This window comes from Enterobacter sp. C6, from assembly GCF_008122455.1.
Lineage (GTDB): Bacteria > Pseudomonadota > Gammaproteobacteria > Enterobacterales > Enterobacteriaceae > Enterobacter > Enterobacter pseudoroggenkampii.
Genome location: NZ_QPFW01000220.1, coordinates 1 through 18220, shown reverse-complemented (window position 1 = coordinate 18220; position 18220 = coordinate 1). Strand labels below are relative to the sequence as shown.

The window sequence follows — 18220 nt, the reverse complement described above, 5'->3', positions numbered from 1 at the left end:
AGCGAATACACTCTTCCTGAAACGAATAAACGGGTGAGAGAAGAGGCAATATGAACAATACGATCGTGACAATTGAGGCAGTTAAAGAACGTGATTTTGAAAGCTGGATGCCACTATGGGGAAAATATCAGGCGTTTTACAACGTCGATCTGTCCGGGGCGATTACAGAACGAACCTGGCAACGATTTTTCAGCCCCGTTGAGCCGCTATTCTGCGTGGTGGCACGATGTAATGGAGAAATAGTGGGTTTTGCGCATTATCTCTTTCACCGTTCGACCTGGGCTGAGAGCGATTACTGCTACCTCGAAGATTTATATGTCTGCGAAGCTGTCAGGGGCAAACACATTGGCAAACAGTTAATAGAATATGTTCAGAGAGAAGCCAGAAAACATCATGCCAGTCATCTTTACTGGCACACGCATGAAGCCAACTATCGCGGGCAACGATTGTACGACTGGATTGCGAAAAAAAGTGGAATGATTGAATATCGTATGCAGGTAAGGTAAATCCCTTTGCTGACGATATGCCCCTTACATCATTAAGGGGCTTTAACCCGATATGCTCTTATGATTTAGCCTGTAAAAGTATCGCCATCAGCCCCGGAAAGCGGGTATCCAGATCCTCTCTGCGCAATGAAATCATGTTTTCTCGTCCCTGCGGACGCTGCCAGATCACGCCGCTGTCGCGCAATACGCGCCAGTGATGGGTCATCGTAGACTTCACCACATCTTCCGGGCGCAGCGCGTTACAGCTGAGTTCGCTGCCATCGGCCAGCCGGCGAATTATCGACAGCCGGAGCGGGTTGCCGAGGGCAAACAGCACATTTTCCAGCAGTATTTGTTCAGTTTCAGGGTGGTTTGGGATCATCGTTTTCCTGCGTATGGCGTCAGATTGAGCTATATCAACAATAGGTCAACCGTTAAAAAATAGTTCGATAATACTCGTACAATAGGACTATTATAGCAAACGAACGAATGCACGACCATCCTGGTCGTCACAGACAAGTCATAAGACTTAAGGAAATATCATGCCCCGACCCATCCCTCTCGAACGTTATCGCAACATCGGTATCTCCGCGCATATCGATGCCGGTAAAACCACCACCACTGAGCGCATCCTGTTTTATACCGGGATGAGCCACAAGCTGGGTGAAGTACACGATGGCGCGGCAACCACTGACTGGATGGCGCAGGAGCAAGAGCGCGGGATCACGATTACCTCCGCGGCGGTCAGCTGCTTCTGGCCGGGTATGGACAGAGGATATGAGCCGCACCGGATTAACATCATCGACACCCCGGGGCACGTGGATTTCACCATTGAAGTGGAACGTTCCATGCGCGTACTCGATGGTGCCGTGATGGTGTATGACTCCGTGGGCGGCGTGCAGCCGCAGTCAGAAACCGTCTGGCGTCAGGCCAATAAATATCACGTTCCGCGACTGGCCTTCGTCAACAAAATGGACCGTCCGGGTGCTGATTTCTTCCGCGTCGTGCGGATGATGCAGGAACGCCTGAAGGCCAATCCGGTGCCGATTGTCATCCCGGTGGGTGCTGAAGATCACTTCACCGGCGTGGTGGATCTCATCAAGATGCGCACCATTCTGTGGGACGATGCGACGCAGGGCATGGTGTTTACCTATGCGCCCGTGCCGGATGATTTAGTCAGCACCGCCCGGGAATGGCGGGAGAAAATGGTCTCTGCGGCGGCGGAAGCCAGCGATGAACTGATGGATAAGTACCTGGAGACGGGCGACCTGACGGAAGCGGAAATCATCAAAGGGCTGCGTATTCGCACCATCTCGGGCGAAATCCAGCCGATGCTGTGCGGCAGCGCGTTCAAGAATAAAGGCGTACAGCGCATGCTCGATGCGGTTATTGAGCTCATGCCGTCGCCGCTGGACGTGCCGGCCATTGATGGCGTGGATGAAAAAGGGCAGCATGCGGAGCGTCATCCGAGCGATGATGAGCCGTTCTCGGCCCTGGCGTTCAAGCTGATGAGCGACCCGTATGTCGGGCAGCTGACCTTTATCCGCGTGTACTCTGGCGTGCTGCGCAAAGGCGACGCGGTGTACAACCCGGTGAAAGGGAAGAAAGAGCGTATCGGACGTATTGTGCTGATGCATGCCAACGATCGCCACGAGGTGGACGAACTGCGCGCCGGGGATATCGCGGCCTGTGTCGGGCTGAAAGACGTGACCACCGGCGACACGCTTACCGATCCGAACGCCGTCATTACGCTTGAGCGCATGGAGTTCCCGGATCCGGTGATCTCGCTGGCGATTGAGCCGAAAACCAAAGGAGATCAGGAGAAAATGGGGATCGCGCTGCAGCGTCTGGCAGCGGAAGACCCGTCTTTCCGCCTGCATACTGACGAAGAGTCCGGCCAGACCATTATCTCCGGGATGGGTGAGCTACACCTCGAGATTATCGTCGACCGCATGAAACGTGAGTTTGGCGTCGAGGCAAATATCGGTCGTCCGCAGGTGACCTATCGTGAAACCCTGCGTAAAACGGTGAAGGATATCGAAGGCAAATTTGTCCGTCAGTCCGGCGGTAAAGGCCAGTACGGTCATGTGGTGCTGAGCCTGGAGCCGCTGGAGCCCGGAAGTGGTTTTAAATTTGAAGATGCCACTAAGGGCGGCGTGGTGCCGCGCGAGTATATCCCGTCCGTTGAGAAAGGACTGCGGGAAGCAATGAACAGCGGCGTGCTGGCGGGCTATCCGGTCGTCGATGTCAAAGCGACGCTGACGTTTGGCTCGTATCACGATGTCGACTCCTCGGAGATGGCCTTCCGCATGGCGGCGATCCTCGGTTTCAAAGAGGGCGCCCGCAGGGCAGATCCGGTGATCCTCGAGCCGATCATGCACGTGGAGGTGGAAACACCGGAAGAGTACGCCGGTAACATTATGGGCGATCTCTCTTCACGACGCGGCATGGTGCAGGGGATGGCGGAGCAGTACGGCAGCCAGATTATTCGTGCTGACGTGCCGCTGGCAGAGATGTTTGGCTATGCCACGACATTGCGCTCGATGTCCCAGGGACGCGCGACGTATACGATGGAGTTCCATCATTTTGCGGAAGCCCCGCGGAATGTTGCGGATGAGATTATTTCACGGCGTGCGAAGTAGTTAATGAATTGCACACGGTAGCCGCTGGGTTACCGTGTGCTTTTGCCGCTGTAGCAGAGGACTTTCATAGACGTTTATTACTTGATCAGCGTGGCCGACCGAACTTTCCATTTCCCTTTTTCCTGAACGAGACAATCTGCTACAACGTGATCTTGTTTCTTACCAAATGCGATATAAACGTTTGTGCAAACGGCATCAAAATCAGAATGCAGAACGGTTATCTGATCCCAGTCCTCATCCCAGTCCTGCGCTTTAATGAACATATCAGCATCGGGCATGTCTTTTTCGTTACTGTCTCCTGAGTACATCTCCTTAATTGCATCAATTGTCCCAGAGGCAACGTATTCATTCATAATGTCTGGATTCAGCACTGGTGGTTTGTCCTGATTCAGCTGAGCGATATACCATTGATTGAATTTAAGCGCAGCCTGGCCTGGGGCATAGTCAGTTTGGGCGACTGCGAACGGAGAGAGGGCAAAAAGAAAAAAGCAGAGTATTTTCATTAGTCGTGCCTGAACAATTCGTAATGAGGCTGTATGTTTCGGTAAGCCTGTCCCGGATACAGGGTGCGTTGTACAAAATCGCTTATCCACTGCTGGCCATCATAAATGCAAACGTGCCCGCTATCGTGACCCACTATATTTTGGATAACGGCTACGTCTCCGGCATGAGGTTGATCGTATACCAGGCGGAATCCAGCGTTGACCAATGTACGCCCCATATCTTTTGCCAGACGCGTATTGGGAATTTTTAATTTTCCCCCCGTTCTGATCGCTTCGGTGACGTAGCGAGCACAATAACCGGTGCTCTTCGGTTGGGCGTGTGATTTGGCATAGGAGATTGCGCCATCTTTATTCCATGACATTGATATTTCCTTAACGGGAGAGTGCTAATGCAGCAACTCCGGAAATATCCTCCGTTTTACAACGCAAGAGTAAACATAAAATGCCATAGAAATTTAATATAATTCAGCCATATATGATTTAAACAATCAATCCAGCGCCTTCACCATCTTCCCGCTCGCCACAAACGTCCCGGCCCCAAGATGATGCAGGGTATTGAGCTTATCCCCATCAAACTGCCAGCGTCCGGCGATAAACGCCCGTTCATCCGCTGCCGCTGAAACTACTTCGCCAAACAGGGTGTCGTATTTCTCTGCCGCGGAGGTCACGGGTAATAACCGGCATTCCATCCACGCCAGGCATTTCTCTTCAATGACCGGCAGGCCGAGCTCCGGGCCATTCACCACCGGGATCCCATAGCAGTTGAATTTGTCCTCATCGCGCCCGCTGACGCTGCCGACCGCGTAAGTCCAGTTGGCCGCCGCCACGCCGGGGATAACGATGCCAAATTTCCCGCTGCGTTCGATCAGCTCGCGTGACCAGGTACTTTTATCCACGACTATCGCGATGCGTGGCGGTTCAAACTCAACGGGCATTGACCATGCGGCGGCCATAACGTTACGTCTGTCCAGGCTTTCATCGCGGCTGGTGATCAGCACGGTAGGGCCGTGGTTCAGCAGACGGCTGGCATGACGTAATTCAACAGGGTGAAAGTGGCTCATAGGATCTCCTCATCTGTAACGATGAGTATGACGAAAAAGCACGTAAATCAAAGTGAGTGCGTAAAATTAGTTTATAAACAGAACATCACAATCAAAGGAAACTGATGTATGTCCCCATTCCTGACCGCCTACTTCGCTCGCATCGGCTGGACGCAACCGACACGGGTGGATATCGATACCCTGCGCGCGCTGCATTTACACCATAACTGTGCGATCCCTTTTGAGAATATTGACGTCGTGCTGCCGCGCGAAATCCAGCTTGACGATCGGTGTCTGGTCGACAAGCTGGTCACCGCCCGTCGCGGAGGATATTGCTTTGAGCAAAACGGCCTGTTTGAGCGGGTATTGCGTGAGGTCGGGTTCACGGTGCGCAGCCTGCTGGGACGGGTGGTATTAGCGAACCCGCCGCAAATGCCGCCGCGCACTCACCGCCTGCTGCTGGTTGAGCTTAACGGCGAGCGCTGGATTGCGGACGTGGGATTTGGCGGCCAGACGCTGACGGCGCCAATTCGTCTGCTCGCCAGTGAGGAACAGGAAACGCCGCACGGCCTGTATCGTCTGCTGAGCGAGGGTAACGACTGGGTGCTGCAGTTCCGTCACCACGAGCACTGGCAGTCGATGTACCATTTTGACCTGACGACACAGTATTTCAGTGATTACGTGATGGGGAATTTCTGGTCAGCGCACTGGCCGCAGTCGCACTTCCGCCATCATCTGCTGATGTGCCGCCATCTGCCGGACGGCGGCAAGCTGACGCTGACCAACTTTAACTTTACCCACTGGCAGAACGGTCATGTGGAGGAGCAGATCCATTTGTCGGATGCGGAGGCGCTGTATAAGCTGATGCAGGAGCGGTTTGGCCTGGGCGTTGACGACCCTAAGCACGGTTTTTCACTCGCAGAATTGACGGCGGTGATGGCGGGCTTTGATACACATCCTCAGGCCGGGAAATAATGCGCAAAGAGGTGGGCTGTAGGCCGGGTAAGGCGAAGCCGCCACCCGGCAACATCACGGCTGAGACGGGGTAGTAAACAACTCGAGCGTGATTAACTTATCCAGATGATTGTTGAACGCGACCTCATCCATTTCGGGCATGTTTAAGATATACATTCCGTCAAGACCACACACCAACCCAATCAAGCGCCAGGCGATATTTTCCGCCCGATCGCCGGGACGAAATACCCCGGCCTCCGTTCCCGCGTTAATCAGCGCCACCGTTTCCTGATGCCACATCTCCATGGTCATCACATAGGCGCCCTTGATGTCGGCATCACGGCTGGCAAGGATCTGGGCTTCACGCCACAGGCGAATATAGGGCTCAAACCTCCCGTCATCGCTGCCGAGCATGGCATGAAGCTGCTCCCGCCAACCGGCCTGTTTACCCGCGACATCTGCATCCAGCAGCTCGCGAATCAACCGTACGAAGGCCAGCGATTTTAACTCCCCGCCGGAGGTAAAATGATGGTGAACCTGTCCGGTGGCGACTCCGGCTTCAGCCGCAACGCGGCGGACCGTCATTGCCGCCAGTCCTTCTGCCAGCGCCACGCGCATGGCGGCCTGTAAGATGGCTTCCCGCCGTTCATCCTTGCTCAGATATCGCATGTTTACTCACTCTCAATGGGAACGAAACGAGTGTAACAAAAAGCTGGACATGCGTTCAACTTTACGTAGGATCGCATCCTGGACATGTGTCCATGTTTTAAAAGAAAAGGAAATTTATGTTTCGTCAGTGGTTAGCGTTAGTGATTATCGTGCTGGTGTATATCCCGGTGGCGATCGACGCGACGGTGCTGCACGTGGCGGCGCCGACATTGAGCATGACGCTGGGTGCCAGCGGCAATGAATTGCTGTGGATCATCGATATTTACTCGCTGGTGATGGCGGGTATGGTGTTGCCTATGGGCGCCCTGGGTGACCGTATCGGTTTTAAACGGCTGTTGATGATCGGCAGTACGCTGTTTGGCCTGTCATCGCTGGCGGCAGCGTTTGCCCCGTCAGCAGGGTGGCTGATTGCGGCGCGCGCCTCGCTGGCAATTGGTGCGGCGATGATTATTCCGGCTACGCTGGCTGGGATCCGTACGCTGTTTATCGACGCGCGGGATCGTAATATTGCGCTCGGCGTCTGGGCGGCGGTCGGTTCCGGTGGGGCGGCGTTTGGCCCGTTGATTGGCGGTATGCTGCTTGAGCATTTTTACTGGGGATCGGTGTTTTTAATTAACGTGCCGATTGTGCTGGTGGTGGTTTCGCTGGCTGCGCGTTTTGTGCCTCTTCAGCACGGCCGCCCGGAGCAGCCGCTGAATATTAGCCATGCCATTATGTTGATTGTGGCGATTTTACTGCTGGTCTTCAGTGCGAAAACCGCCCTGAAAGGCGCGCTGTCACCGTGGATAGTCGCGTCCGCGCTGATTACCGGCTCGGTACTGCTGTTTATCTTCGTGCGTATTCAGCTCCGCGCTCGCGTACCGATGATCGACATGCGTCTGTTCTGCCATCGCATCATTTTGAGCGGCGTGGTGATGGCGATGACCGCCATGATTGCCCTGGTCGGGTTTGAGCTGCTGATGGCCCAGGAGCTGCAGTTTGTTCACGGCTTTACGCCGTTTGAAGCGGGCATGTTCATGCTGCCGGTGATGGTCGCCAGCGGGTTCAGCGGGCCGATCGCAGGCGTGCTGGTTGGGCGTTTGGGGCTACGCATTGTCGCGGCCGGCGGCATGGGGCTCAGCGCCGTCAGCTTTATCGGGCTGTCGATGCTCGACTTCAGCACACAGCAGTGGCAGGCGTGGGGGCTGATGGTGCTGCTCGGCTTCAGTGCCGCCAGCGCGCTGCTGGCCTCGACCTCGGCAATTATGGCGGCCGCGCCGAAGGAGAAAGCCGCCGCCGCGGGAGCAATTGAAACCATGTCCTATGAACTGGGCGCCGGGCTGGGGATCGCCATTTTTGGTCTGCTGTTGACCCGCAGCTTCTCGGCCTCGATTGCCCTGCCGCAAGGGCTGAATGCCTCGCTCATCGATAAAGCCTCGTCATCCATTGGTGAGGCGATGAAGGTGGCGCAGGATCTGACCCCGACGCTGGCGGAGTCGGTGATTGAGGCGGCGAAAAGCGCGTTTATCACCTCGCACAGCGTGGCGCTGGGCAGCGCGGGCGGAATGCTACTGCTGTTGGCAGTGGGGATCTGGTTCAGCCTGGCGAAGGTCAAGCCGCAGTAATACAGGGCGCGCGGTTGGCGCGGGCGGGGCAGATGGGCTATGTTTTTTACAGGATTATCTGACTCTTGCTGGAAAATATGAGCCTTCGCCACAGCAGTGAACCGTCCCAACCGCTCTCCCGGTTAACCCTGCTTGCAGGGGGGGCGCTGGGCGTCGTTTTTGGTGATATCGGCACCAGCCCGCTTTATACCTTCCGCACGGTGCTTTCGCTCTCTGAGCATGACCCTACGCCTGACGTCATCCTGGGCCTGCTCTCCCTTATTACCTGGACGCTCATCCTGGTGACCTCCATCAAGTATGCCGCCTTCGCCATGCGAATTGATAATCATGGCGAGGGGGGCATCATGGCCTTAATGTCGCTTCTGGTGGAAAAAGGCAAAGGCGGTCGCTGGGTCATTTTTGCCGCCCTGATTGGAGCCGCGTTGATATACGGTGACGGCGCGATAACCCCGGCCATCTCCGTGCTTTCCGCCCTGGAAGGGCTGGAGATGGTGATCCCTGAGTCCCAGCCGTACATATTACCCCTCACGGTGGCGGTGTTGCTGGCGCTGTTCCTGATCCAGCCTTTTGGTACCGCCCGCATAGGGAAGATATTTGGCCCGGTGATGGCGCTGTGGTTTTTGGCGATTGCGGCCCTGGGCGTGCGGGGGATCGTTCAGCACCCCTCGGTACTGTTGGCTCTTAATCCTGCTTACGGCATCGCGTTTTTGTTTTCGAACGGGTATACCAGTTTCCTGGTCCTGGGGGGCGTTTTTCTCTGCGTGACGGGGGCCGAGGCCCTGTATGCAGACATGGGGCATTTTGGTAAAAAGCCGATCTGGCTGGCCTGGTACGGCATCGTCTTTCCTTCGCTGCTGCTCAACTATGCTGGCCAGTCAGCGCTGATTCTGGCCGGTGCCGACAGCAAGCAAAACCTTTTCTACACGCTCTGTCCGCCTGTTCTCCAGGTTCCGCTCATCATACTTGCCGCGCTGGCGACGATCATCGCCAGTCAGGCGATTATTACCGGCGCTTTTTCCATGACGCGTCAGGCGATTCAGCTCGGCTGGTTACCCCGGCTACGCATCAAACAGACGGCGGCAGAAAGCTACGGTCAGATTTATATAGGGATAATAAACTGGCTGCTGATGGTGGTGACGATTGGCCTGGTGGTGTTCTTTAAATCCTCCGATAAGCTTGCCGCGGCGTACGGCATCGCCGTGTCGTTAACCATGCTGATGACCACGGGGCTGTTGTTTGTGGCGATGCGGGAAGTGTGGCGCTGGAGCCGGGTCAGCAGCGCGCTTATTGCCCTCTGTTTCCTGGTGATTGATGCCACCTTCTTGTTTGCCAATCTGATTAAAGTCCTGGAGGGTGGCTATATCCCGCTGCTGATGGCCGCAGCCATTTGTACGGTGATGCTAATCTGGCACCGCGGCGTTAAGGCGGTCTCCGCATCGGTGGGCGAGAAGGGCGTCAGCGTGGATGCGTTCTTTGCCCAGCTTCAGCAAAAGACGGTGCCCAGAGTGGTAGGCTCGGCCGTGTTTTTGACCCGTACACAGAACAATATCCCACCGGTCATGCGCTGGCATGTCGCGCGAAACCGGGCACTACAGCAGGATGTGTTGTCGCTGACCATTGATATACTCAATGTGCCCTACGTCGGGGAAGAGCAGCGTATCAGGGTGGAGCAGCGCGCGCCGGGCTACTGGCACGGCGTGGCGCAATATGGCTTTATGGAACACCCGGACATTCCGCGGTTGTTACAGGGGGTCAGCGAGATTAACGCGCTTTTTGCCACGGATGATGCCACCTGGTATGTCGGGCATGAAACCATTGTGGCAGGCGAAGGCGGGACCGGTATGGCGGCCTGGCAACGGCACATTTTTGCCTTCATGAAGCGCAACTGCACGCACGTCATCAACCACTACCACCTTCCCAGCGATCGGGTGGTTGAAATCAGCCGGCGCGTTGCCGTCTAGCGTCGCGCGAAAGCAGGGGGCTGCTTTCGCGCCGTTCTAGCTCTCCTGGGCCGCGGACAGGACGCTGTGCAACAGCACGTTCGCCCCTTTCTCCGACCACTCCGGCAGGATCCTTTCCGCTTCGTTATGGCTGACGCCCTTCACGCAGGGGATAAAGATCATGCTGGCGGGCGCTATTTTGCTGACATAGCAGGCGTCGTGTCCCGCACCGGAGACCATCTGTTTCGACGAATAGCCCAGCTCCGTCACGGCCTTCTCCGTACGAGCGAGGCATTCGGCATCAAACGCGATGGGCGCGTAGTCAAAAATGCGCTCAACGAGAGCCGACACGCCGCGCAGGCTCAGGCTTTCAGCCACCTTATGCAGCGCCGCTTCCATGGCTTCCAGAGCCGCCTGCGCCGGATGGCGAAACTCCACGCTGCATTCAACACGAGACGGCACGACGTTGCGCGAGTTTGGCGTAACCTTCGCCATACCGATCGTCGCGCGTCCGTCCGGCGCATGCCGATAGCCAATCTCTTCCACTTTCAATGCCAGCTCGGCGAAGGCGGTCAGCGCGTCGCGGCGGCTGTGCATCGGCGTCGTGCCCGCGTGAGAGGCGAATCCGTCCAGCGTCAGGGTAAACCAGCGCTGCCCCATTGCCGCGCGGACTGAGCCGATATCGATGGCCTCATCTTCCAGGATCGGGCCCTGTTCGATGTGCAGTTCGTAGCAGGCGTGAACAGGAAACGCGCGGGCAGGGGCTTCACCCCGGTAGCCAATGCTATCCAGCGCTTCACCCACGGTGATACCGTTGCTATCCGCGCGGGCGTGGGCGTACGCTTCGCTAAACTGCCCCGTCCAGACCCCTGAAGCGAGCATGGCTGGCGCAAATCGCGCGCCTTCTTCGTTAGTCCAGTTCACCAGCACGATGTCACGCTCCGTCTCAACGTGATGGTCATTGAGGGTACGCAGCAGCTCCAGCCCGGCCAGCACGCCGTAAACGCCGTCATAGTTCCCGCCCAGCGGCTGGGTATCCATGTGCGAACCGGTCATGACCGGGGCAAGCTGCGGGTTTTTCCCCACGCGGCGGATAAACATGTTGCCCATGCTGTCGACGTCACAGGTAAAACCGGCGTCCAGCGCCCAGTCGCGCAGCAGGTCACGCGCAACACGATCTTCCTCGCTCAATGCCAGACGGGTGACGCCACCGGCGGGCGTGCCGCCGATCTGCGCCATCATCTCAAGCGTTGACCACAGCCGTTCGGCGTTGACGCGGATCATGTCTTGTCCTTGCTGCTGCGGTAGCGGAAATCACAGCACGCACCGCCCTGCATAATGGTGGTGGTGCGGGTTAGCTCAACGTCCGGCGCATAGCCAACGATGAATTTTTCATCCCGCGCGCAGGAGAGCAGATGACCAATCTCGCCCAGCCCCATTTCGTGATACATCTCCGCGTAGCGACAGCGGGTCACGTTGTAGTTGTACTGCTGGTCGTCGGCGTCGATCACCTTCACCTCCAGGGCGTTATCTTTCTCCCACAGATACTGCAGGGCGATAAAGCTCTTGATGTTCGCGCCGTTGGGTTCTTTGCTGGCAAATGCTTTACCAGCGTCAATCGCGGCCTGCTCAATGGCCTCGCCAATCACCGCCTGGGCGCGGGCTTTCCCTATCTCGCGCACCAGGATTTCATAAATTGGCTTAATAATTTCTGCTTCAATTTTGCGGCGGGCGAGAATGCCCAGCTCGTTATTATCACTCATCACATTGCCTCGCTGCGTTACTTCGCTTTTGCGCCGCCCAGCACGGTCTGCGGCTGCCATTTGCCGTCGACCACCTTGTAGACCGTGAACGACGGCGATTTCAGGTTGCCCTCTTTATCAAACGCGATCTGTCCGGTGACGCCGGAATAGCTGATGGCGCGCAGGGCGGGCAGATACGCGGAAGGCTCAACGGAGTCTGCTTTTTCCATTGCCGCAACCAGCACGCGGGTGGCGTCATAGGCGAACGGGGCGTGCAGTTCGATATGGGTGTGGTAGCGGGACTGGTACGCCTGCTCGAACGCTTTGCCGCCCGGCATCTGGTCAACGGGCAGGCCCGGTTCCAGGGCCACAACGCCTTCGCCTTCTTTCTGCGCCAGCTTCAGGAACGTCTGGCTGACGAATCCGCCTGCGCCCATCAGCGTGGCATTCATGCCCAGCTGTTTGATGCGACGCGCCAGCGGTGCGGCCTGGCTGTCGACGCCGCCGAAGAAGATCAGATCGGCGTTTTTACTGCGGATGGCGGTCAGGACGGCGCTAAAATCGACCGTTTTGTCATCCACGTACTGACGATCGACAATTTTCACGCCCTGGGCTTCCAGCGATTTAATAAACTGGTCTGCCAGACCCTGACCAAATGCGGTACGGTCGTCGATCACCGCAATGCGTTTGGCTTTCAGGGTATTCACAGAGTACTGACCGGCAAACTGACCGCCGTCATCGTCGTGTCCCATCACGCGGAAGCTGGTATCAAAACCTTGTTGCGTATAGGCGTGACCGGTCGCGACCGGTGCGACCTGTGCGATGCCCGCATCGTGATAGACACGTGCGGCAGGAATGCTGGTACCGGTGTTCCAGTGACCGACGACGCCCGCCACGCCGCTATCCACCAGACGCTGCGCGACGGCCACGGCGGTGCGCGGATCGGACTGATCGTCTTCGGACTGCAGTTTGAAGGTCACCGCTTTGCCGCCGATGGTCGGGTGCTGCTTGTTAATGTCGTCAATGGCCAGCTGCGCGCCGTTCTCCAGATCTTTACCGATACGGGCAGACGGGCCGGTGAGCGGGCCCGCGAGACCGATAACCACGGTTTCGCTGTCAGCGGCCCACGTGGCCGTCGAGGCAAAGCTGCCGAGGAGGATAGCGGCGCTGAGCGCACTGATTTTTACTGTTTTCATTGTATTTCCCTGATGTTGGCTGGTGTGGTTAAACGGGCATTTCGCCCAAATAAATCTGTGCAATCTGGTCGTCATTGAGCAGCGCTTTCGATTCGCCATGATGAACAATGCTGCCGCTGTCCATCACCCACGCGCTGTCGGTGACTTCCAGCGCGAGACGGGCGTTTTGTTCGATGAGCAGCAGGGCAACGCCGCGCTCGCGCAGGCCGGCAATGACGACAAAAATGTTTTCAACCATCTTCGGCGCAAGGCCCATCGACGGCTCGTCGAGGATCAGCAGGCGCGGGCGGCTGAGCAGGGCGCGGTTAAGGGCCAACAACTGTTGCTCACCGCCGGACAGCAGGCCGGCAAGCTGATGCTGGCGTTCGCCCAGGCGCGGGAAGCGCTCGAAAATCTCGTTCATTTCGCGACTAACGGTGACAGTGTCACGTCTTAGCCAGGCGCCCATCTGCAGGTTTTCCAGGACCGTCATGCGGGAGAAAATCCCGCGGCCCTCCGGGACCATCACCAGTCCGTCGCGCAGTAGCGCCTCGGGCCTGTGTCTGCGGACGTCTTTACCGCGGAATTCAATACTGCCGCTAAAGCTTTCCAGCCCGGTAATGGCGCGCACGGTGGAGCTTTTCCCCGCGCCGTTAGCGCCGATCAGCGTCGCCTGTTCACCCTCGTGCAGGGTAAAAGAGACATCCCGGACGGCCTGAATACCGCCGTAATGCACATCCACACGTTCCACCTTCAGTAATTCAGACATGGGCGTTGCCTCCAAGCCAGGCGGCGATCACTGCCGGGTCTCGACGTACGTTCTCCGGCGTGCCGCTGGCGAGCGTTTTGCCGTAATCCAGCACCGTCAGGCGATCGCAGATGCCCATCACCAGCTTGACGTCATGCTCAATCATCAGCAGGGTTTTGCCGTCATCGCGCAGGCGCATTAGCAACTCGCCGAGCGCCACTTTTTCCGCCGCGTTCATCCCGGCGGCGGGTTCGTCCAGCGCCAGCAGCAGCGGATCCGTTGCCAGCGCGCGGGCAATCTCCAGACGGCGTTGATGACCATAGGCCAGATCGCAGGCGCGGTAGTGGGCGAACCTGGCAATGCCGGTGTACTCCAGCCAGTGCCAGGCCAGTTCCCGGGTCTGCCTCTCTTCCTCGCGAGCGCGTTTGTAACGGCTCAGCGCGGCCCACAGGCCGTTACGGGTGCGCACGTGGCGACCCACCATCACGTTTTCCAGCACCGACATGTCGTTAAAGAGGCGCACGTTCTGAAACGTGCGGGCAATCCCGGCGGCGGTGACTTTCTCAATGTGCTTTGGGAAATAGGGCTTATCGGCAATCGAAAATTCACCACTGTCCGCCGGATAAAGCCCGGTGATCAGGTTAAAACAGGTGGTTTTTCCCGCCCCGTTGGGACCAATCAGGCCGTAGATCTCACCCTTGTTCACGGTGATCGAAACGTCATCCACGGCGGTAAGCCCGCCGAAGCGTTTTGACATGTTGCGTACGGTTAACAGGCTCATGCTTTCACCTCCTTGTGGCGAACCGGCCAGATCCCGGACGGGCGCACCAGCATGACCAGTACCAGCGCCAGGCCGTAAAACAGCTGACGCAGCACTTCCGGGTCAATCAGCACCGTACCGAACAGCGCCTGCTGAACCGGCGCTGCCTGACTGCGCAGCAGTTCCGGCAGGGCGGTAAGCAGTATCGCGCCGAGGATCACGCCAGGAATGTGTCCCATACCGCCCAGCACCACCATCGCCAGCACGGCAATGGACTCCTGTAACGTGAAGGATTCTGGGGAGACAAAGCCCTGAAACGCGCCGAACAGGGCACCCGCCACGCCGCCAAAAGAGGCACCCATCGCAAAGGCCAGCAGCTTATAGTTACGCACGTTGATGCCCATCGCGCGCGCCACATCCTCATCCTCGCGGATGGCGTGCCAGGCGCGACCAATACGGGAATGCTGCAGGCGCAGGCAGACAAAAATAATCGCCACAATCACCAGCATCAGCAGGTAGTACCACAGCCACAGCGCGGGCACTTTGAAACCAAACCAGTGGTATACGCCGCTGAACTTCAGGCCGAACAGGTTGAGCGTATCCACCCCGGTAATACCCTTCGCACCGTTGGTGATGTTCACCGGTCGGTCGAGGTTGCGCATCAGAATGCGGATAATTTCGCCAAAGCCGAGGGTTACTATCGCCAGGTAGTCCCCGCGCAGCTTCAGCGTAGGAGCACCGAGTAAAATGCCGCAGACCGCCGCGACGAGCGCCGCCAGCGGTATAATCAGCAGATATGAGGTGTGCAGCCCGTCAGGGAACCAGACGCTGAGGATCGGAAACACCTCCAGAAGGTGTGGGGAGGCCATTAGTGCCGCAAGGTAGGCGCCGACCGCGTAAAAGGCGATAAAGCCCATGTCCAGCAGGCCGGTATAGCCCACCACAATATTAAGCCCGAGTGCCAGCATGATGTAGAGCAGGGCGAAGTCGATCACACGTACCCAGTAGTTGCCGCCAAGCTGCGTGGCCATTACGGGAGCAATCAGCAGCGCGAGGCAGAACAGGACCATGCCTGACCAGAATTTGCGCGTCGTCGTCGGGGCCTGAAGTTGAAGTGTTGTCATGGTATTCCTTACGCCCTGTGCGCCACGCGCTCGCCCAGCAGGCCTGCCGGACGGAAGACCAGCACCAGAATCAGGACCATAAAGGCAAAGACATCCTGATAGTTGCTGCCAAAGACGCCGTGGGTGAGTTCCCCCAGATAACCTGCGCCCAGCGCTTCGATAATGCCGAGCAGGATGCCGCCAATCATGGCGCCACGAATGTTACCAATGCCCCCCAGCACGGCGGCGGTAAAGGCCTTGATCCCGGGCAAAAAGCCCATCGAGAAGCTGGCGTTACCGTAATTGCTGGCCATCATCACGCCTGCCAGCGCGGCAAACACGCCGCCAATGGCAAACGTCAGGGTGATGATGGCGTTTGGGTTAACCCCCATCAGCGTGGCCACGTGTGGGTTTTCCGCCACGGCGCGCATACCGCGCCCCAGACGGGTGTATTCCACCAGCAGCCACAGGCCGGTCATCACAGCCAGCGCCAGCGCCACGGTGACAATGCCGGTAACGGTCACGATGGCGGGCGGGTGCGTTTCACTTCCAGACGTCACGGCAATCGGATCCATGGGCAGGATCTGCGGGAACATCAGCGGGTTGCGCGTCCAGATAATCATCGCCACGGTTTGCAGCAGGACCGAGACGCCGATACCCGATATCAGCGGAGCCAGGCGTGGGGCGTTACGCAGTCGACGGTAGGCAAACCGCTCCACGGCCATTGCCAGCAGGGCGCAAACGGCCATGGCAATCACCAGGGCAACACCAAGCTGCAGCAGCAGCGGCATGTGAGGAAAGGTGGTATTCAGGGCGTTAATGGCGGAAAGCGTGGTGAGCGCACCGACCATCAGAATATCGCCGTGAGCAAAGTTAATAATGCGCAAGATGCCATACACCATGGTATAGCCCAGCGCGATCAGCGCGTAGATGCTTCCCAGCATCACACCGTTGATCAGTTGTTGTATGAGTGTATCCAACGTCTGTACCCGCAAAGTGCTGTTTCTGCGGCTACCATCCGATAATTGAATTAAATTGTAAAATACACATATATTATTTCTTATGATAAACCGGAATTGCTTTATCTTAATGATTTGTATAAAGATAATGTAATCGCGTTCCCGGCTAAAAAGCCTAAAGAAATCAACATATGAATAAAACAGAACAATCGGCAGATTTGTCCGCGTATGCAGACAGTCGCCTGGCAAACGATCCGCCGCTTCGGGCTGTCCGTGCCTTTGAGGCCATCGCCCGGCTGGGCAGCGTCACGCTGGCCGCGCAGGAGCTGGATATCTCTCCGTCGGCGGTCAGCCATCAGCTCAAGGTGCTCGAAGGATACCTGCAAATGCCGCTCACGGAACGTCAGGGGCGCAGACTGGTGCTGAGCCAGCACGGACGTGAATATTACCGCTCGATTCGCGCGGCGTTTAACGTGCTGCGCCAGGCAACGGAGCACCTGGCGGAGCAGGCGCAAACGCGTCAGGTCACCATCAGCCTGATCCCGCTGTTTGGTATGGGGTGGTTTATCCCACGTTTGCCTGCGTTTATGCGCGCCAATCCCCAAACCGAGATCAACGTGGTATATGCCAACCACCGTAACTATCTGAGCGACGCGTCGGATATGTCGATTCGTTTTGGCAACGGGCAGTGGGCGGGCTATCAGAGTGAAAAGCTGATTTCCGGTCAGATGGTACCGGTGTGCAGCCGCGCGTTTTTACGCATTCATGGCCATATCGATACGCCTGAGCAGCTGCTGCAAATGCCGCTCCTGCACGATGAAGAGCGCACGAGCTGGACGCAGTGGTTTTTGTTGCAGGGGGTAAAACGTCCTCTCCGGCGCAGCGGCCCGCTGTTTGAAGACGGACTGTTGACGCTGGCGGGCGTACAGGCTGGTCTGGGCTGTGCGCTAATGCGTGAGCCGCTGATTGCGCCGTATCTTGAGAGCGGCGAGCTGGTGAAGATATTTGACTTACCGATTGATGACGGGCGCGATTATTACCTCTGCGTGCGTACAGACTCAGAGATGACCGAGGACGGCAAGCTGCTGCAAAACTGGCTTCGTTGGGCTGCGAACGGAGAGTCGTCAGCCGGATAGGAAGATAAAAAAAGCCAGCTTGTTCAGCTGGCTTTTGTAGTGACAAAATTTAGAACTGGTAGGTCAGACCCAGCGCCACGATGTTGTCGGTACCGATGCCTGCCTGGCGAGTGAACTTGTTGTCGTCGAGCAGGTTGATTTTGTAATCCACGTAGGTGGACATGTTTTTGTTAAAATAATAGGTCGTGCCAACATCGATGTATTTAACCAGATCCTGGTCGCCGAAGTTTTCGATGTCTTTGCCTTTAGACTGCAGGTAAGCGATGGATGGACGCAGGCCAAAGTCGAACTGATACTGAGCCACAACTTCGAAGTTTTGCGCCTTGTTGGCAAAGCCGTAGATGTCGGTACGCTTGTTGTTAGAAGTACCGAAGCGGGTTGCGTTATAGGTCTGAGAGTACTGCGCCGCGAGGTAAACGTTGTTCGCGTCGTATTTCACACCACCGCTGTATACTTCAGCGCGGTCGCCTTCACCGTATACGCCAGCCGCATTCTGGTCAGCGGTACGACGTGAAGAGGACATTGCGCCACCCACGCTGAAGCCTTCACCCAGATCGTAAGTCAGGGATGCGCCATAGCCGTCACCGTTCTGGTTCAGCAGGCTGCGACCGCTGGTGTTTTCACCCTCTACGCTGCCGTTTTTGCCCTGGTACTGCAGAGCAAAGTTCAGGCCGTCAACCAGACCAAAGAAGTCCTGGTTACGGTAGGTCGCGACGCCGTTAGCACGTTGCTGCAGGAAGTTGTCAGCGCCGTAGGTATC

19 protein-coding genes are annotated in these 18220 nt (G+C 57.1%); 6 read left to right on the top strand and 13 right to left on the bottom strand.

What is annotated here, in order from left to right; genetic code table 11:
* Window positions 1-50 precede the first annotated feature (50 nt).
* Window positions 51-506 (top strand): GNAT family N-acetyltransferase, encoded by a 456-nt coding sequence (locus DOU50_RS12210; protein WP_048992019.1) that lies wholly within the window; start codon window positions 51-53, stop codon window positions 504-506.
* A gap of 58 nt (window positions 507-564) precedes the next feature.
* On the opposite strand, the gene DOU50_RS12205 is transcribed toward DOU50_RS12210, so the two are convergent.
* Entirely contained in the window at window positions 565-867 is a 303-nt protein-coding gene (locus tag DOU50_RS12205) for an ArsR/SmtB family transcription factor (RefSeq protein WP_148769478.1), read from the bottom strand.
* A 160-nt stretch (window positions 868-1027) separates the two neighbouring features.
* On the opposite strand from DOU50_RS12205, the gene fusA reads away from it, so the two are divergent.
* A complete protein-coding gene (fusA, locus tag DOU50_RS12200) occupies window positions 1028-3127 on the top strand; it encodes an elongation factor G (RefSeq protein ID WP_032647431.1) in 2100 nt (699 codons plus the stop codon).
* A 77-nt stretch (window positions 3128-3204) separates the two neighbouring features.
* Here the strand turns inward: fusA and DOU50_RS12195 are convergent, their stop codons facing one another.
* From DOU50_RS12195 to DOU50_RS12185, 3 genes are all read right to left on the bottom strand, one after another.
* Window positions 3205-3630 (bottom strand): DUF3828 domain-containing protein, encoded by a 426-nt coding sequence (locus tag DOU50_RS12195; RefSeq protein WP_024909589.1) that lies wholly within the window; start codon window positions 3628-3630, stop codon window positions 3205-3207.
* Window positions 3630-3992 carry a hypothetical protein gene (locus DOU50_RS12190; protein WP_024909588.1) on the bottom strand — a complete coding sequence of 121 codons (363 nt, stop codon included), beginning with the start codon at window positions 3990-3992 and terminating at the stop codon, window positions 3630-3632. The genes DOU50_RS12195 and DOU50_RS12190 overlap by 1 nt, the downstream gene beginning before the upstream one ends.
* A 126-nt stretch (window positions 3993-4118) precedes the next feature.
* Complete coding sequence (locus tag DOU50_RS12185) at window positions 4119-4691, bottom strand: flavin reductase family protein (protein ID WP_024909587.1); 573 nt, start codon at window positions 4689-4691, stop codon at window positions 4119-4121.
* 108 nt (window positions 4692-4799) lie between these two features.
* Here DOU50_RS12185 and nhoA point away from each other — a divergent pair, with 108 nt between their 5' ends.
* The gene (gene nhoA, locus DOU50_RS12180) at window positions 4800-5645 is read left to right on the top strand and encodes an N-hydroxyarylamine O-acetyltransferase (RefSeq protein ID WP_048992022.1); all 846 of its coding nucleotides are present in this window, start codon (window positions 4800-4802) and stop codon (window positions 5643-5645) included.
* 54 nt (window positions 5646-5699) lie between these two features.
* Here nhoA and DOU50_RS12175 read toward each other — a convergent pair whose 3' ends face one another.
* Window positions 5700-6293 (bottom strand): TetR family transcriptional regulator, encoded by a 594-nt coding sequence (locus DOU50_RS12175; RefSeq protein ID WP_148769477.1) that lies wholly within the window; start codon window positions 6291-6293, stop codon window positions 5700-5702.
* Window positions 6294-6409: 116 nt separating this feature from the next.
* On the opposite strand from DOU50_RS12175, the gene DOU50_RS12170 reads away from it, so the two are divergent.
* Complete coding sequence (locus tag DOU50_RS12170; protein ID WP_148769476.1) at window positions 6410-7897, top strand: MFS transporter; 1488 nt, start codon at window positions 6410-6412, stop codon at window positions 7895-7897.
* A gap of 77 nt (window positions 7898-7974) precedes the next feature.
* The gene (locus DOU50_RS12165) at window positions 7975-9858 is read left to right on the top strand and encodes a potassium transporter Kup (protein ID WP_148769475.1); all 1884 of its coding nucleotides are present in this window, start codon (window positions 7975-7977) and stop codon (window positions 9856-9858) included.
* 36 nt (window positions 9859-9894) lie between these two features.
* On the opposite strand, the gene DOU50_RS12160 is transcribed toward DOU50_RS12165, so the two are convergent.
* Genes DOU50_RS12160 through DOU50_RS12130 form a run of 7 tightly spaced genes read right to left on the bottom strand, consistent with a single transcriptional unit; the run spans window position 9895 to window position 16345 of the window.
* Window positions 9895-11121, bottom strand: coding sequence for a Zn-dependent hydrolase (locus DOU50_RS12160; RefSeq protein ID WP_148769474.1), 1227 nt, complete (start codon window positions 11119-11121; stop codon window positions 9895-9897).
* Window positions 11118-11600: an L-2-amino-thiazoline-4-carboxylic acid hydrolase gene (locus DOU50_RS12155; protein WP_090416815.1), complete on the bottom strand. Its 483-nt coding sequence runs from the start codon at window positions 11598-11600 to the stop codon at window positions 11118-11120. The genes DOU50_RS12160 and DOU50_RS12155 overlap by 4 nt, the downstream gene beginning before the upstream one ends.
* Before the next feature lie 17 nt (window positions 11601-11617).
* Entirely contained in the window at window positions 11618-12775 is a 1158-nt protein-coding gene (locus DOU50_RS12150) for a branched-chain amino acid ABC transporter substrate-binding protein (RefSeq protein ID WP_148769473.1), read from the bottom strand.
* A 28-nt stretch (window positions 12776-12803) separates the two neighbouring features.
* Complete coding sequence (locus DOU50_RS12145) at window positions 12804-13523, bottom strand: ABC transporter ATP-binding protein (protein WP_148769472.1); 720 nt, start codon at window positions 13521-13523, stop codon at window positions 12804-12806.
* On the bottom strand, window positions 13516-14283 hold the full coding sequence (locus tag DOU50_RS12140) for an ABC transporter ATP-binding protein (protein WP_148769471.1): 768 nt from the start codon (window positions 14281-14283) through the stop codon (window positions 13516-13518). Before DOU50_RS12140 ends, DOU50_RS12145 begins: the two co-directional genes overlap by 8 nt.
* Window positions 14280-15386: a branched-chain amino acid ABC transporter permease gene (locus DOU50_RS12135; protein ID WP_048992039.1), complete on the bottom strand. Its 1107-nt coding sequence runs from the start codon at window positions 15384-15386 to the stop codon at window positions 14280-14282. The genes DOU50_RS12140 and DOU50_RS12135 overlap by 4 nt, the downstream gene beginning before the upstream one ends.
* An 8-nt stretch (window positions 15387-15394) precedes the next feature.
* A complete protein-coding gene (locus tag DOU50_RS12130) occupies window positions 15395-16345 on the bottom strand; it encodes a branched-chain amino acid ABC transporter permease (RefSeq protein ID WP_148769470.1) in 951 nt (316 codons plus the stop codon).
* A gap of 170 nt (window positions 16346-16515) precedes the next feature.
* Here DOU50_RS12130 and DOU50_RS12125 point away from each other — a divergent pair, with 170 nt between their 5' ends.
* Window positions 16516-17460, top strand: a complete 945-nt coding sequence (locus DOU50_RS12125) for a LysR substrate-binding domain-containing protein (protein ID WP_148769469.1) — start codon at window positions 16516-16518, stop codon at window positions 17458-17460.
* A 49-nt stretch (window positions 17461-17509) separates the two neighbouring features.
* Here DOU50_RS12125 and DOU50_RS12120 read toward each other — a convergent pair.
* Window positions 17510-18220 (bottom strand): porin (locus DOU50_RS12120; RefSeq protein ID WP_194266144.1); only part of this gene is annotated, 711 nt, incomplete at its 5' end.

Excerpts from the sequence above, each read along its gene's own strand:
- DOU50_RS12125 (WP_148769469.1), top strand. The coding sequence starts at position 16,516 with ATGAATAAAACAGAACAATCGGCAGATTTGTCCGCGTATGCAGACAGT.
- DOU50_RS12160 (WP_148769474.1), bottom strand. The coding sequence starts at position 11,121 with ATGATCCGCGTCAACGCCGAACGGCTGTGGTCAACGCTTGAGATGATG.
- DOU50_RS12135 (WP_048992039.1), bottom strand. The coding sequence starts at position 15,386 with ATGACAACACTTCAACTTCAGGCCCCGACGACGACGCGCAAATTCTGG.
- DOU50_RS12195 (WP_024909589.1), bottom strand. The coding sequence starts at position 3,630 with ATGAAAATACTCTGCTTTTTTCTTTTTGCCCTCTCTCCGTTCGCAGTC.
- DOU50_RS12210 (WP_048992019.1), top strand. The coding sequence starts at position 51 with ATGAACAATACGATCGTGACAATTGAGGCAGTTAAAGAACGTGATTTT.
- DOU50_RS12185 (WP_024909587.1), bottom strand. The coding sequence starts at position 4,691 with ATGAGCCACTTTCACCCTGTTGAATTACGTCATGCCAGCCGTCTGCTG.
- fusA (WP_032647431.1), top strand. The coding sequence starts at position 1,028 with ATGCCCCGACCCATCCCTCTCGAACGTTATCGCAACATCGGTATCTCC.
- DOU50_RS12175 (WP_148769477.1), bottom strand. The coding sequence starts at position 6,293 with ATGCGATATCTGAGCAAGGATGAACGGCGGGAAGCCATCTTACAGGCC.
- DOU50_RS12205 (WP_148769478.1), bottom strand. The coding sequence starts at position 867 with ATGATCCCAAACCACCCTGAAACTGAACAAATACTGCTGGAAAATGTG.
- DOU50_RS12140 (WP_148769471.1), bottom strand. The coding sequence starts at position 14,283 with ATGAGCCTGTTAACCGTACGCAACATGTCAAAACGCTTCGGCGGGCTT.
- DOU50_RS12165 (WP_148769475.1), top strand. The coding sequence starts at position 7,975 with ATGAGCCTTCGCCACAGCAGTGAACCGTCCCAACCGCTCTCCCGGTTA.
- DOU50_RS12155 (WP_090416815.1), bottom strand. The coding sequence starts at position 11,600 with ATGAGTGATAATAACGAGCTGGGCATTCTCGCCCGCCGCAAAATTGAA.
- nhoA (WP_048992022.1), top strand. The coding sequence starts at position 4,800 with ATGTCCCCATTCCTGACCGCCTACTTCGCTCGCATCGGCTGGACGCAA.
- DOU50_RS12150 (WP_148769473.1), bottom strand. The coding sequence starts at position 12,775 with ATGAAAACAGTAAAAATCAGTGCGCTCAGCGCCGCTATCCTCCTCGGC.
- DOU50_RS12190 (WP_024909588.1), bottom strand. The coding sequence starts at position 3,992 with ATGTCATGGAATAAAGATGGCGCAATCTCCTATGCCAAATCACACGCC.
- DOU50_RS12170 (WP_148769476.1), top strand. The coding sequence starts at position 6,410 with ATGTTTCGTCAGTGGTTAGCGTTAGTGATTATCGTGCTGGTGTATATC.
- DOU50_RS12145 (WP_148769472.1), bottom strand. The coding sequence starts at position 13,523 with ATGTCTGAATTACTGAAGGTGGAACGTGTGGATGTGCATTACGGCGGT.